Annotated in this window: 13 protein-coding genes; 9 read left to right on the forward strand and 4 right to left on the reverse strand. The window is 50.2% G+C overall.

The window, feature by feature from the left end; genetic code table 11:
- The first annotated feature begins 93 nt into the window (after positions 1-93).
- Both ACVB80_RS07195 and ACVB80_RS07200 read left to right on the forward strand, forming a co-directional pair.
- Positions 94-1,233: a hypothetical protein gene (locus ACVB80_RS07195; RefSeq protein WP_481080600.1), complete on the forward strand. Its 1,140-nt coding sequence runs from the start codon at positions 94-96 to the stop codon at positions 1,231-1,233.
- 271 nt (positions 1,234-1,504) lie between these two features.
- Complete coding sequence (locus tag ACVB80_RS07200) at positions 1,505-2,635, forward strand: hypothetical protein (RefSeq protein ID WP_481080601.1); 1,131 nt, start codon at positions 1,505-1,507, stop codon at positions 2,633-2,635.
- An 84-nt stretch (positions 2,636-2,719) separates the two neighbouring features.
- Here the strand turns inward: ACVB80_RS07200 and ACVB80_RS07205 are convergent, their stop codons facing one another.
- Entirely contained in the window at positions 2,720-3,049 is a 330-nt protein-coding gene (locus ACVB80_RS07205; RefSeq protein WP_481080602.1) for a hypothetical protein, read from the reverse strand.
- Positions 3,050-3,135: 86 nt separating this feature from the next.
- Positions 3,136-4,044, reverse strand: a complete 909-nt coding sequence (locus ACVB80_RS07210) for a LysR family transcriptional regulator (RefSeq protein ID WP_481080603.1) — start codon at positions 4,042-4,044, stop codon at positions 3,136-3,138.
- Between the two features lie 99 nt (positions 4,045-4,143).
- Between ACVB80_RS07210 and ACVB80_RS07215 the strand changes: the two genes are divergently transcribed.
- A complete protein-coding gene (locus ACVB80_RS07215; RefSeq protein ID WP_481080604.1) occupies positions 4,144-4,494 on the forward strand; it encodes a DoxX family protein in 351 nt (116 codons plus the stop codon).
- Positions 4,495-4,755: 261 nt separating this feature from the next.
- Positions 4,756-6,336 carry a BCCT family transporter gene (locus ACVB80_RS07220; RefSeq protein ID WP_481080605.1) on the forward strand — a complete coding sequence of 527 codons (1,581 nt, stop codon included), beginning with the start codon at positions 4,756-4,758 and terminating at the stop codon, positions 6,334-6,336.
- 100 nt (positions 6,337-6,436) lie between these two features.
- On the opposite strand, the gene ACVB80_RS07225 is transcribed toward ACVB80_RS07220, so the two are convergent.
- Together ACVB80_RS07225 and glpQ are read right to left on the reverse strand one after the other, a co-directional pair.
- Positions 6,437-7,306 (reverse strand): OmpG family monomeric porin, encoded by an 870-nt coding sequence (locus ACVB80_RS07225; RefSeq protein WP_481080606.1) that lies wholly within the window; start codon positions 7,304-7,306, stop codon positions 6,437-6,439.
- A gap of 309 nt (positions 7,307-7,615) precedes the next feature.
- Complete coding sequence (gene glpQ / locus ACVB80_RS07230) at positions 7,616-8,674, reverse strand: glycerophosphodiester phosphodiesterase (protein WP_481080607.1); 1,059 nt, start codon at positions 8,672-8,674, stop codon at positions 7,616-7,618.
- 419 nt (positions 8,675-9,093) lie between these two features.
- On the opposite strand from glpQ, the gene ACVB80_RS07235 reads away from it, so the two are divergent.
- The 5 genes from ACVB80_RS07235 (at position 9,094) to ACVB80_RS07255 (ending at position 13,452) form a co-directional block, all read left to right on the forward strand.
- Positions 9,094-10,461, forward strand: coding sequence for an endonuclease/exonuclease/phosphatase family protein (locus tag ACVB80_RS07235; RefSeq protein ID WP_481080608.1), 1,368 nt, complete (start codon positions 9,094-9,096; stop codon positions 10,459-10,461).
- Positions 10,462-10,570: 109 nt separating this feature from the next.
- Entirely contained in the window at positions 10,571-10,846 is a 276-nt protein-coding gene (locus ACVB80_RS07240) for a nitrogenase-stabilizing/protective protein NifW (RefSeq protein ID WP_481080609.1), read from the forward strand.
- Between the two features lie 95 nt (positions 10,847-10,941).
- The gene (locus ACVB80_RS07245; protein ID WP_481080610.1) at positions 10,942-12,621 is read left to right on the forward strand and encodes an amidohydrolase; all 1,680 of its coding nucleotides are present in this window, start codon (positions 10,942-10,944) and stop codon (positions 12,619-12,621) included.
- On the forward strand, positions 12,618-13,040 hold the full coding sequence (locus ACVB80_RS07250) for a hypothetical protein (RefSeq protein WP_481080611.1): 423 nt from the start codon (positions 12,618-12,620) through the stop codon (positions 13,038-13,040). Before ACVB80_RS07245 ends, ACVB80_RS07250 begins: the two co-directional genes overlap by 4 nt.
- 70 nt (positions 13,041-13,110) lie before the next feature.
- Positions 13,111-13,452: a DUF6508 domain-containing protein gene (locus ACVB80_RS07255; protein WP_481080612.1), complete on the forward strand. Its 342-nt coding sequence runs from the start codon at positions 13,111-13,113 to the stop codon at positions 13,450-13,452.
- Positions 13,453-13,531 lie beyond the last annotated feature (79 nt).

Below are 13,531 nucleotides of genomic sequence, written 5' to 3' on the forward strand. Positions count from 1 at the left end.
TTCGTCTAAAGAGCGGGTGGATACCTGCCTATACTCAAATCAGGAGCGGCGAAGAGTATGAGGGGGCATATTATGTTTAAAGCAGGATATTGGATGGCTGCTTTAGTCGCACTGCTGGTTGCGCCTGGCAGCTGGGCGGGAAAAACGGTTGATCTGGATGGTATGTTTTTAGGGAATGGTTTTCCCAGTGGTGAGCACTATAACTTGCTGATACATGGCAAGAAAGATAATTACTTCTGTCAGACCCAAATTGTGGTCACAGAAGTCATCGACTTAAAACCAAGAGACCGTGTCGTGCCTACTTATGAAGTCGGCGATGAATTTCTTCCGGGAGAATGTCCGGAAGAGAAAGGAATTGAGTACAGCTGCGCGTACAGCAACGTGGTCAATACGTTAAGGGAGTTCCCGGACGGTGATGGCGACGGCGATGGTGGCGGTGAAGGCGGTGATGGCGGGTTCCAGATCCTGCTGGAGTCTGGTGCCAAAGGACCTGGCAAAAAATCAGGCAGCCTTGAAGACCTCGATGAAAGCACCTTACAGGTAACCGATGCCTGTGCCGGCTTTGCTCCGGATGACCCTGCAATCGTCAGACTGCCTGCTGATAAAGATGGCTATGCAGTCTATGGACGGGTACTGGGCAAACCGGCCAGAGGTGGCGGACCTGGTTTTATGGTAGATGGACGGGAAATCCCAATTATCGGTGACGGTAAAACTACTGATGATGTTTCTGATGACCTTTGGTTAATCGGTGTGATTGATAATTATGGGGTATTGCTGCCTGAAAATTGTGATGATTCCGGTTGCTTTATGATGCGCTCCGATCCGGGAACTTCAGGCTCTGGCGTTCTTGACGCAACTGACCTGACCGAACTGTTTACCTTTAGCGGAGAAGTTTGCTACTGGGATGACGGTGCGTACTGTCTGGATGGTGCTACTAACGTATGCAGCGATAAAGACTTCTGCTGTACAGATGTTACCGGTGACGGATTTAGCCTGGGTGATATCGAGTATAACGGCAGTATCTACAGCTGTGACGTGGCGGACGCAGGTAACACAGATGAGTTTGGTATGTGTCTGCTCGATGGAGCTGCACTGGAAACCCTGCACTGCCGTACTTATGAAGGTGAGTGGATTTTCAATATCAGCGACTTCGTAAACGTACTGTATGAGGTTTATAACGAAGCTTACAACGTGCAAATCCGTTTCTACCCATTGCCGCTGAAAACCAAATAACAGCTGGCAGTTAAATCAATGCCCGCCGGGAACAAACCGGCGGGCATTTCTTTTTTTGCTCAGCCATTCAAATGCTTATTAATCGCCCCCGAGTTTTTGTAAGCACTGGTTTGTAGTGTGATTAGTTGCAAAACAGCACATACCATTCCATAAAATGAGCTTGTAACGAAACGGTCTAAGTGCATTGTTTTGCTTCAAACATCATCTAATACACCGATGGTGAAAACCTATACTTTAAGCAGGAGCGGCGAACAGCAAAAGGGGGCTGATTATGTTTAAAGCAGGATACTGGATGGCTGCTTTGGTCGCACTACTTGTAGCTTCAGGCAGCTGGGCGGGGAAACCGGTTGATCAGGACGGTATGTACTTAGGGAACGGTTTTCCCAGTGGTCCACATTTTAATTTGTTGATCCATGGTAAGAAAGCAGATTATCAGTGTGTAACCCAAATCGAAGTGGTTGAAGTGACTGATTTGGATCCGAACGATCTTATCACTCCAACCTGGGCGGTCGGGGACGAGTTCCTTCCTGGTGATTGCCCGGTTGAGGCTGGCATTGAGTATCGCTGCGCTTACGGAAATGTGATCAATACACCAAGGGGACTTCCTGACGGAAGTGACGATAAGATGCAGATCCTGATGGAATCTGGTGCCAAAGGTCCGGGTAAGAAATCAGGCAGTGTAGCTGATCTTGATGAGACTACATTGCAGGTTACCGATGCCTGTACCGGTTTTGGTGGCAGTGATCCTGCCATTGTCAGAATTCCAGCCGATAAAGACGGGTATGCTGTATACGGACGGGTTCTTGGTAAACCTACTTCCGGTGGCGGACCTGGTTTTATGGTAGAGGGACGTGAAATTCCAATTATTGGTGATGGTAATACACCGGATGATCTTTCCGATGATGTCTGGTTGATTGGTGTTATTGATAATGAAGGGGTATTGCTGCCCGAAAACTGTGATGATAACGGATGTGAGATGGTGCGCTGGGATCCGGAAACTAAAGGTAAAGGCGTAAAAAATGCGACTAACCTGACCGGACTGTTCACCTTCAGCGGAGAAGTCTGCTACTGGGATGATAATGAATACTGTCTCGACGGTAATACCAACGTATGTACCGATAAAGACTTCTGCTGTAAAGATGTTACCGGTGATGGATATGACCTGGGTGATATCGAGTACAACGGTACCATTTACAGCTGTGAAGTAGCCGATGAAACCACTACTGATGAGTTTGGTATGTGTCTGACCGAAGGTGCCGCAGTGGAAACTCTGCACTGCCGGACATATACCGGGGAGTGGATTTTCAACATTAATGACTTCGTCAATGTGTTGTATGACATCTACAACGAAGCCTATAACGTGCAAATCCGTTTCTACCCACTGCCACTGAATACCAAGTAGCAGTTGGCAGTTAAATCAATGCCCGCCGGGAACTAACCGGCGGGCATTTCATTTTGTCGGTCGTTTTAGCGGTACTGATTTGGCTCAGTCATTATCAAACACAATGCAGTCGCGCTCGTCTCTTTTGGCGCAGTCGTTGCGTTTCTCGTTCATCATCTTGTCGGTGATGTCCATTTCCGACCACTCTTTGTCTGATGGCTTGCGCCCTTTATCGTGGAATAAAGGGTCGTATTTCTCTTCCTGTTGCTCCTTCTCCCAGATGGACTCCTTGTACTCAAACCCTGTCGGGCCGGTAACGCACAGGTGGCTGTTGGGGTGATTAAGCGGCAGTTTACATGGGTCCTGCATCATCATCTCTGACGAGGCGTTTACCACCGTGGCCGGAAGCAGCAAAGCAAAAAGAAACGTTTTCATTCTAATGATAGTTTTATGAATCAGAGCGGGGATCATATACCTGCTGAAATTCTAATCAAGGAAGAAATTGTCCGGTTTGTGTCATCTTAAATTTTAAGGGTGGGAGGCTGCTTCTCAAAGTGCGCCACCAGATGGTCGATAAAGGCACGGATCCGCATCGGCTGGTACTCGTCAGCTTTATATACGGCGTACATTGGCAGCGCTTTCATTTGATACTGCTCCAATATCTGGACCAGCTCGCCGCTCTCCAGCCATGGCCTGGCCATCCATTCCGGCAGCATGGCGATCCCCTGGCCGAGACGCGCCATTTTCAGCAGCATTTCCGGGCTGTCGCTTTTAAAGCGTTGTCCGACTTTTACCCGCACAGGCTCATCGCCCGGTATGCTTAGCTGCCATATATCAGATGGGGTGATCAGTGAGTAGCAAAGGCAGGCGTGGTTTGCGAGATCTTCTGCCTGTTCCGGTTTGCCATTTTGCTCCAGCCAGGATCTGGCGGCAAAGCAGATTGCCTGATTATTGAATATAAACCTGGCCTTATAGCCGGAGTCTTCAAGCACTGCCGCCCGGATCGCAATATCCACATCATCTTCAATCAGGTCTGCTTTGCGGTCAGTGACGGAAACGTGGATGCTGACCTCTGGATGAAGAGACATAAAGGTGCTGATGGGCTCTGCCAGAAGCTCTGTGGCCATTGCGCTTGGCAGAGAGAGTTTCAGCTCTCCGCTGACGTCATGGCGCTCTTTCTTCAGGGTGCTTTCGGTGTGGTTCATCTCCTCAAGCATGCGCTCACAATAATTCAGGTATACCTTGCCCTGCTGAGTCAGCTGGATCCTGCGGTTATTACGGTGAAACAGGCGAAAGCCGACGTTTTGTTCCAGCCAGGCAATCTTCTTGCTGACGGCACTTTGAGTCAGGTCTTGTTCGTCTGCGGTAGCGGTAAAACTCCCCAGTCTGGCGCTTCGGATGAATAGCCGGATGCTCTGATATTTGTCCATTTTGCATTCCTGCTTGGAATGGTAGTTAGTCGATTAATAGCATTTATTGGTGTTTATGGGAATGTTTAAATGGATTCAGATTTCAGAGGAGAGAGTGTTATGCAGCAAGTTACGGTAATAATTCTGATGGTGTTTTTCCTGTTTGCCAGTTCGGTCAAACTGCTCGGCTGGCAGAAAACCATCTTCGAAACTCAACTGGCGTTTTTCCATAAATACGGACTTAACCGGAGTCTGATGTTTTTGGTTGGCCTGACAGAGCTGACAGGGGCACTTAGCCTGGCAGGCTATCTGTTGATCTCCCAAAATGATCTGCTGTTACTCGCAGGTGCCGGTGTTCTGGCCGCGACTTCGGTGGGGGCGCTGTTTTTCCATTTTCGGTTTGATAAATGGACTGACGGTATCCCGGCAATGGTCACCCTGGTAATGTCTGCAATCGCTTTGCTGGCGTAGCCTGAGCGTGAAGTTTGCGAAGCGGAAAATGCTTAGGGTTGTATTGTTTCGTGCTCGATGTATTTAGGTGGTTTTATTGTGTGCATGGAAGCCCGTAAACATGTCTGAATGTGGTGTGATTTGATCTTGTTGGGTGTTTCTTGCTAATATTCGCCCCCTTTGAAGGTTAGTGTACTAATCTTTTGTGGTTTTCTCAGGGCATCATGGCGCTTTTACAGGCTGGCTGATTCTTTGAGGGCGAAATAAAATTGAGTAGTATTTATGGAAGATGCACTAAAGAAATACAGTATAGACACGACGGACTATCAGGTAGGTCAGGACAACGTACAGAAGTGGGGTTTTGATGTTCATAACCCGGTTTTCGGTATCAGTGCCGGGCTTATTCTGCTTTTCTTAACCATTTTGATGCTGGTGGACCCGGCCACCGCCAATCAGGCGCTGAACTCACTTAAAAACGGCATTTTGGAACAGTTTGATGCCTTTTTTATGTGGGCAACCAACTTCTTCGTTCTGTTCGCGATTGCGCTGATCCTGTCGCCTCTTGGTAAGGTACGCCTTGGCGGAAAGGAGGCAGTGGCCGAACATTCCATGCTCTCCTGGCTGGCGATGCTGTTTGCCGCAGGTATGGGGATTGGCCTTTTGTTCTGGGGTGTGGCTGAGCCTACCGCCTATTACACCGACTGGTGGGGAACGCCATTCAATGTAGAGCCGAACACAGAGCAGGCCCGATCCCTTGCCATGGGCGCAACCATTTTCCACTGGGGTATTCACGGTTGGGCGATTTACGCCATCGTTGCTCTTTCACTGGCGTTCTTTGCATTCAACAAAGGCCTGCCGCTTTCTATCCGTTCCGTGTTTTATCCGGTATTCGGTGATAAAGCCTGGGGCTGGCTGGGCCACGTCATTGATATTATGGCGGTACTGGCGACCCTGTTTGGTCTGGCAACATCGCTGGGTCTGGGCGCGCAGCAGGCAACATCTGGCATCAACTATGTGTTTGGCCTGAATGGCGGCATCGGTATGCAGATGGTGGTGATCGCCTTTGTGACCTTTGTGGCTATCCTGTCGGTCGTGCGTGGGCTTGATGGTGGCGTAAAGCTGCTGAGTAACATCAACATGGCCTTCGCGTTTGGTCTTCTGGTGTTTATCATCGCTGTCAGCCTGGATGTGGTTGCGGAATCGCTTCCTGCTACCTTTATGGCTTATATCGAAAATGTGATTGCGCTGAGTATGCCACATGGCCGTGATGATCAGACCTGGATGCACGGCTGGACAGTATTCTACTGGGCCTGGTGGATCTCCTGGTCACCATTTGTAGGTATGTTTATCGCCCGCGTGTCCAAAGGACGTACCGTACGTGAGTTTCTGACCGCAGTGGTATTTGTACCAACCCTGCTGACCATGGTCTGGATGGCGGTGTTCGGCGGAATCGCACTGGACCAGGTAGCCAACAAAGTGGGTGAACTGGGTGCCAATGGCCTGACCGATATTTCACTGACTCTGTTCCATGTTTACGAGCAACTGCCGTTTGGTAATGTCATTTCGGTGCTGTCGATTGTACTGGTGCTGATCTTCTTTGTGACCTCTTCAGATTCAGGTTCTCTGGTGATCGACAGTATTACCGCCGGTGGTAAGGTGGATGTACCGGTGCCACAGAGAATTTTCTGGGCCAGCGTAGAAGGGGCGATTGCTGCCGTGATGCTGTGGGTTGGCGGCTCTCAGGCGCTGCAGGCGCTGCAGTCCGGCGTGGTGGCGACGGCGCTGCCGTTCAGTTTCGTGCTGCTTTTGATGTGCATCAGCCTGATCAAAGGGCTGAAGAGCGAGTATCAGTTGTACCGGTAACGGCAGACACTGAAAAGATATAGTCCTTCAACAACAAAAGGCCTGGCAAAAATGCCAGGCCTTTGTTTTCAATCAGAATGCGTTGCAGAAAAGCGATGGCTTAGAAGCTGTATTTGATAGCCAGCTTGTAGAACATACGGTTCTTGTCGTACTTAGACTCGCTCGCTTTAGACTGCTCTACCTGGTAGTTCACATCGTAAACCAGATCCAGGTTTTGCTGCAGCTTGTATGAACCCAGCAGACCAACACGGTGGCGCAGCAGTTTTTCTGCATCTGCCGGCTCTACTTCGAACTTACGGTCAAGGTCGATACGTGCGTAAGGAGTCAGAGAGAAGTCGTTCAGCTGTTGGGTGAACATCAGGCGCAGCTGCCATTCGTTAGCTTTGGCATCGCCTTTACCTGGCGCGCCTTCTTTTTTGTTTGCTTCGTTGTAGAACGAGATGCGTGCGCTTTGAGTATCATTTAGTGTGATATTTGCACGGAAGTCCAGCTCGTGTTTGAAGTCAGAGTAGTTGCGCTTGTCAGTGTGATTTACACGCGTAACCGGAGCAACGAAACCGTCCAGTGCCAGAGTAAAGGTGTCATCCAGCTTGTAAGACATGTTCGGGTGGAAGCGCCACTCAGTGTCGTGGGTGCTGCCTTCGTAGTGGTTGTGACGGATAGCAAACATAGGTGCGATAACGAAGTCTTCGTTTACGCTGTGTTTGTAGCTTACCATGTACTCCTGACGAGCGCGGTCTGCAGGTACAGAGCGGTCTTTCATCTGCTTGTCACTGTGCTTGAAAGCAAAGGTCAGTGGCAGGTCTGCAACTGGATTAAAGCCAACCGCCAGGTATGGCAGGGCATTGTCATTTTTTGTAGCGAAGTCTTTTGCGAATGCTTCGTACTCAACACCACTTTCCAGGAAAGCTGCGTTTGCAGAAGTTGCGGCCATCACAGCCATCAGGGTAGGGATAGTAAGGTTTTTCATCACTGCATCTCATTTAATTTTCAATGTGGTTTGATGTGTTATCAAACTTTTCGCGTGCATTTTATGTACGACATATTACTTTGTAAATGTGGAAATTGTTAATAGATCTGAAAATGCTGTAAATGGCAGATTGAGCGGGAAGATGTTCTGTATGAGTGCCTTTTTGCAACTTAATCGTTTGCGCAAAGGTTTTCATCCGGATCTGTATGGTGGTAAGAGGTGTGCACTTAATCAGGTGTGGGAGAGAGATTCATTATATGAATGTGCCCGCCTGGTGGCTTCCCGGCGGGCACACAGTTAACTCAGAAATCAGTGCTGCTTTTGAACAAAACTCACTGCTTTATCCGGAAAATCAGTAAACAGGCCGTCTACTTTCACCTGGTTGTAGAACACGTCCAGCATGCCGTTGAAGTTTTCTGCATACGGCGCGATGCGGCCTTTGTCTGCACGGAAGGTATAAGGGTGAACCACAAGGCCGGCCGCTTTGGCGTGTTTCATCAGTGGCTTGATGATGATGTTGTCTTTGGTCGATGCATCGTCAACCAGCATTGGTTTCCACGGGCCGATCCCGTCAGCGTAGCGGGCTACTTTTTGCATGCCTTCCGGCTCAAACATCCAGTCGTAAGCGTAAGGGGTTGCCTTATCTCCCTGATAGACCATGGTCTCGTTCCAGTCGGTATAAGCCATCAGCTGAACCAGGTTCAGATCCATTTTCATTGCCGGCAGCAGTTCATCGTGGATGCGTTCCAGTTCAATTGGGTCAAAACACTGCAGGTAAACCTTATCGGATTTGGTGGTGTAACCGTAATCTTTCAGGACTTTCAGTACCGCTTTGGAAATGTCTTTGCCTTCATGGCGGTGGAACCATGGCGCTTTGATTTCTGGATAGATACCGATGTCGTACCCCAGGGTGTGGTTCAGACCCTGGATCAGTTCAATTTCTTCTTCGAGGGTTGGTACTTCAAAAGAGGATTTCCACATCGGGAAGCGGTCGGGGAAACCGGCGGTCTTATTGCCATTTTCGTCCAGGTTAAAGCCCTCGGTTACTTTCAGGGTTTTGATTTCAGCCAGAGTAAAGTCAATCGCGTAGTAACGGCCATCTTTTCGGGCACGGTCCGGGTAGCGCTCTGCCACATCGGTGACGCGGTCCAGGTAGTGGTCATGCAGCACTACCAGGCGGTCGTCTTTGGTCATTACCACATCCTGCTCGATGTAGTCGGGCTTCATGGCGTACGCCAGGGCTTTGGCTTCAAGCGTATGCTCAGGGAGGTAACCGGACGCACCGCGGTGAGCAATGACCAGAGGATCAGCAAAAGAGAGGGAAGAGCAGGCCAGAGCCAGAAGGGGGAGAGTTTGGACGATCTTCATTGTTATTAATCCCATTATGGTTTCGATTGTGCTCGAATGAATTATCGGTTGATTAATTGGTGTTCGTTCGAGCGTTCGTTTGGAATTATTATGTCTGTTCGACAATGACGCTGTGATGACGTTTGTGTTTCAGAAATTTTACGTCTTAACAGGCTGTTTATTATGGTGATTTGTGCGCGGGGTTCAAAAAAGCCACTACGCCATGGTGAGCAGGGCTGCTCCTGAACCATCTGAGTCCGTTTTGATCATGAACTCCATGTATACTAAAGGTGTTGAAAGCGGAATCTGTCAGTCAGGGCTCACTATACGAATGTATACAATTGCATCATCCGGACAGCAAATGTGAGTTTTGTCGTATCTATTTGGTTTGGCTCTGATTAATAATGACGGCGAAATCAAACAAAGGCACCGGACTGATAATGAAAAAATTCAAAACTCCTCTTGCCATTATGATCAGTGCAGCCCTGCTGGCTGGTTGTAACAGCGCACCTGAATCAGGTAACGATGTGAAACAAGAAGTAAAAATCGCGACATACAATCTCTCGTTTGACCGGGCATCGTTTGAAGACCTGGTGCGTGAAATGCAGATTGAACCAGCCCGCCAGACGGAGCTGGTGACGGCTTATCTGAACAAGACGATTGCTCCGGAAGACAAAGTTACGGCGGAGAAGGTCATTCAGATCCGAAATGTAGCGGCTGTGATTCAGAAAAACCGTCCGGATGTACTGATGATGGCGGAGTTTAACAATGACGGGACAGGTCAGAACAAAGCGGCGATGACCGGCTTTCAGAAGAACTACCTGTCTGTTGCACAGAGCATTGAAGGCGCAGGTGGCAAGGCGGAGCTTGAGCCGATTGAGTATCCGTTCTTTGAGTCCTACTCCACCAATACCGGCCTGGTAAGCGGGTTGGATCTCGACAATAACGGTTCCGATGGTAATCGCCTGCCAGGCGATGCGTGGGGTTTTGGTTTTTACCATGGTCAGTACGCATTCGCTCTGATGTCCAAATACGAGATTGACCGCGATAATACCCGTACATTCCAGACCTTTAAGTGGAAAGATATGGAAGGCGCGCAGATCCCGCAAATCACCATCTGTGGTAACCCGAAAAAAATCCCGGCTGGAATGAAGTGTGGTGACAACTGGTACAGCGCTGACGAGTGGAACGAAGTACGTCTGTCATCAAAAAACCACGTAGACGCGCCAGTGATCATCCCGTCAGAAAACGGCGACCAGGTGGTTCACCTGCTGATGTCTCACCCGACTCCTCCGGCGTTTGATGTGGGTAAGAACAAGGCACAAAACGCCGCAGAAGTGCAGTTCTGGCATGATTATGTGCAGGACAAAGCGTACTTCTATGATGACAAGGGCGCAAAAGGCGGTCTGGATAAGGGCTCGAAGTTCGTCATCATGGGTGACCTGAACCTTGACCCGGTGGATGGTGATGGTGAAAGCACTGTAATGCAGGCGCTGCACAGCGATCCGTTGCTGAACCAGACAGTAATGAACGGTGACCTGTACCCAACCAGCCAGGGTGCTGCAGAGCATGCAGCAGAGAAGAACAGCAAACACCCGAAACCGGCACGTATTACATCAACTTTCGGCCTTGGGGTGGATTACGCCATGCCTTCAGCCAACATTGAAGTGGTGGACACCGGCGTGTACTGGCCTGGAGCTGAGCAGCCTGGCCGTAAACTGATGAACGATAAGCGCATCGGTAAGTACGGCAACGGCAAAGATGTTTCTTCTGATCACCGTATGATCTGGATTAAAGCGCAGTTCTGACCTGACTGACCGCTGAAATGGTATTACAGGCCCGGTTTCTCTCCGGGCCTTTTCATATCATCTGCAGGCATGCTATTTTTTCTTCAGGAAAGACCATATTTCAGCCCTTATGACCCAAAACGACATCCGGCAAAAAATCGCAACTTTCACCTCCATCGAGCAGGCGCTGGATTACTTTGAAATTGAGTATGACAGTCGTTTTATCGAAGAGTACCGGCTGCCGCTGGTGAAAACCTTTAACGGGTATCTGATCATGCAAAAGCCGGATGACTGGTTTTCTGCCCGCCGGGCGCTGAAGAATGCCTACTGCAAAATACAACGCGGCAGGCTGGATAAACATACCCGCTCTGCCTGCCGGGGGTGTACGACCTGTCAGCGCAGGTAGTGTTGGGCGGAGCTTAGCCCTGAATGCTGTCCCCATCTATACTTGATTACATCTCCAGAGCCTGGAAACGGCGCTGTCGTTAAGGACCTTCAGCTATGAAAAATGCTCACTTTCTGATTTGCCTGGCCGGGCTGATGATGTCTGCAGCAGGCCATACCGCCATTGCGGATACTGTGTATACCAACGCCGGGATCTACGGTCACAGCGACGCTGACACCATCGCGGTTGCTGATGGAAAGATCCTGTTTATCGGTCGCAAAGCGGAAACAGAGCGATATTACTCAAAATATACCCAAACCCTGGATATGAAGCGGGCGTTTATTATGCCGGGTTTTGTCGATAACCATAATCACGTGTTTGAAGCTGCCTCAGGGATAGGCGGAGACTGTGAGCTCAGTATGCACGGCAGCCTGGAAGACCAGCTCCCTTACCTGAAAGCCTGCCGCACGGATGCAACCCGGGGTCAGTGGGTTACCGGTTATGGTTTTTCTATTGATTCAGTGCTCGCTGAGGATAATGAACGCACCCCGCTGGAAGTGCTTGATTCTGTTTTTCCTGATCAGCCTGTGGTTCTGATGGAACAGACTTCTCATTCCATGTGGGTCAACTCGGTGGCGCTGGCCAAAGCGGGAATCGATGCAGACACCCCGGACCCGCAGGGCGGCGTTATCCTAAAAGATGAACAGAGTGGCAGGCTGACAGGTATTTTGCTCGATAATGCCGGTGATATCGTGTTGGAGCAGGCCTGGAACAGTACCCGCAGAAAGTTTGCCCGCAGCTATGATGGTCTGATGGCCGGGCTGGAAGAAGCGGCCAGGCATGGCATCACGACCATTGGTGATGGCCGCCTATACTGGAAGCGGGGCTGGTTTGATGTCTGGCAGGCTGCGGAGAAAGACGGTGACCTGACAGCAAGGGTGTCTGTCCGTCCATGGATTTATCCGGCAGATGCGATGGAGCCACAGCTCGCTTATCTGCGCGGCATTCAGTCTGCTGATCGTGATCGGTTGCTGGTGGTCGACCAGGTCAAAATGTACAGTGACGGGATTTTTATCAATGGCACGGCAAAACTGCTCGCTCCGTACCTGGATACTTACATCCCGGACCAACCTTATGGGATCAACTATATTCCGCCAAAGGCGATGCCTGTCTGGCTGAACGCGCTTGATGACATTGGCTACAGTGCTCATATTCACGCCATCGGTGATGGGGCGATAAGGGAGTCCCTGAACGCTATCGAGCAGATGCGAAAACAGGGCTCAAAACGGCCTTACACCCTGACCCACGTTGAGCTGGTGAACTCCAAAGATGTTCCCCGTTTTGCAAAGCTGGATGTGACTGCAGATTTCCAGGTAGGTTCTGATTACATTGCCTATCACGACCACCAGTGGGCAGAAGCGTTTCTCGGTGCCCGCCGGACCCGGGCGCTGATGAACCTGAAAGCGATATCTGACACCGGTGCCAATGTGACTCTCAGCAGTGACTGGAATGTGCATGGTATTAATCCGCTGGTGGGCATTGCGAACAGTTTGATCATGGGCAAAACCGGTCTGCCGGATCTTAATTCGGCCATCAGGGCGTATACCATTGACGCGGCGGCCAGCCTTGGGCTGGATAAGCTGACCGGCTCACTGGAAGTGGGGAAATCTGCAGATTTTGCAATACTGGATAAAGACATTACCATGCTGGAAGCGGAGCAGATCCCGTCAGCCAGGGTGGTGATGACGGTACTGCAGGGACAGATTGTGTATGAAGAACCTCAGGGGAAAGAATGAAAGGAAGCCAGTTTTACTTTGAAGTTGCGTTAAAACAGCTTTTTTTGCTGTGTCTGGTGTTGCCGGTATTGCTCACCCACACCATGAATTTTATGCAGGGGATGGAGCGCAGCAACCAGTCGCCGATCCTGTCAGTGGTCGGGCTGTTAATGGCGGCGGCGATTGTTGGCGTATTTGAGGCCACCTATCAGAAAACCACCCTCAGCGAACCGTGGCAGCGCTACCTTGCTCATGCCACCAAAGTGCTGCTGTTTGTTGGGATTACTGAACTGATGATTCTGGCGATTGCCGCGGTGGGGACTACCTATGAAGTGCTTGATGATCCGCTGATTTGGGCACTTATCCCGGTTTATCTGGCTCTGTATCTTTATGACTGGTGGGATGCGCTGGTCAGCCTGAAAAGTCAGGGGCAGGAGTAATAAGCTTATCTGAGTAGCATCTGGGAAATGATTTGATAAAATACCATTTTTCTCCGCACAGATATACCCAATGACACTGACTGATATTCAAAGCCTGAAAAAGCGCTACACGCTCGCGCTGGCCGCACTTTCAAAGGCCGATACTTCCTCATACGCGCCAGCTTATCCGCAGGCAGTTTCTGATTTCATGCACAGCCTGTGTGAGCCGCCATGGCTGGATGTAAACTATGAACGTATTGAGGTATGGGAGGTGCTGGAACACCTTGAACAGGCCAGCCTGGGGCAGCTCCGCTGCCTGTTAACCGGCTTTGCCCGTTCGGAGCGTTTTTGTGATGGAGCCTGGCTGGAGATCATGCAGCAGCCGCACTGGCAGCGGATATTTGCCCGTCTTGAAGCGCTGATGCAGTCCTGAGCCGGAGATGGTCAGGGCAACGTACACTGTTGCCAGCTTTCGACAGAAACAAAAAAGGGAGCTTGCCGGATGGCTGAAC

This window comes from Vibrio sp. 9-16B-A1 (assembly GCF_056726165.1).